An 899-nucleotide genomic window follows, 5' to 3' on the forward strand; every position below is an offset into this window, starting at 1 on the left:
TGTGTATAAGAGACAGGTTCGGTGGTGAAGAGTCCGCTCTCCCCGGTGTCGCGGTACAGGGCCGCGACGTCCCGCCACGCGCCGAGGGCGACCAGGGCGGCCGACTCCCCCGAGGAGTAGCCGACGGCGGCGTCGGGCCGCAGCCCGAGCAGACCCCGCGTCAGCTCGACGTGGACCGCCGCCAGCCGGGCCGCTCCCCAGATCCGGTCGACTACCGTCCGCGCGGAGGCGGGCTCAGGACCGGCGCCGGCGCCGCCGTACGTCGCCGTCACCGCGTCACCGAGTGCCGGCAGGGCCAGCAGGAGTTCGCGGCCCATGCCCGGGTAGGCGGCCGACCCGTTGGTGAAGACGAAGGCGACCTCGCCCGTGACCGGTGCGTCGCGGTACGCCGTCCCCGGCGGCCTGATCCCCTCCCCGGCGAGCCAGCGCCGTACGGCGTCCCGGTGCGTCCGGGGGTCGCCGTCCGTGACGAAGGCCAGCCGGGCGGGTCCTTCACGGGACTCGGTGCCGCTCTCCAGCGCCGCCGTGACCTCCTGGCGGTCGCGGCCGGAGTACACGTACAGGCGAGGTGCCGGCCCGGGCGCCCAGGGCGCGGTGTCGGCCGCCCGCAGACCCACCCGCAGCGGGGGCGCGCCCAGCGGTGACACCACGACGTGTGCGGTACGCAGGCCGGGGTCGGGGTCGGCGGGGCCCGTCGCCCGCGGTACCGCCCGGTGGCGCAGGGCGGTCACCGCGGCGGCCAGCAGCCCGTGCGCGGCGTGGGCGCGGCCGAAGAGTGCGGTGGGGTCGAACCCGGCGTCCGCGCCGTCCCCGACCACCAGGTCCGCCTCGCCGGTCGGTACGTCGTCGAGGAGGGCGAGCACGGTGTCGCCGTCCCGGCGGGCGTCGGCGAGGCGTTT

General features: G+C 77.2%; 1 pseudogene. It reads right to left on the reverse strand.

Features of this window, described 5'->3' with window-relative positions:
• Positions 1 to 899: pseudogene (locus IH13_RS38615) on the reverse strand (beta keto-acyl synthase); the annotation flags it as partial.

Source organism: Streptomyces sp. NRRL WC-3549 (assembly GCF_000721935.1).
Classification (GTDB): domain Bacteria; phylum Actinomycetota; class Actinomycetes; order Streptomycetales; family Streptomycetaceae; genus Streptomyces.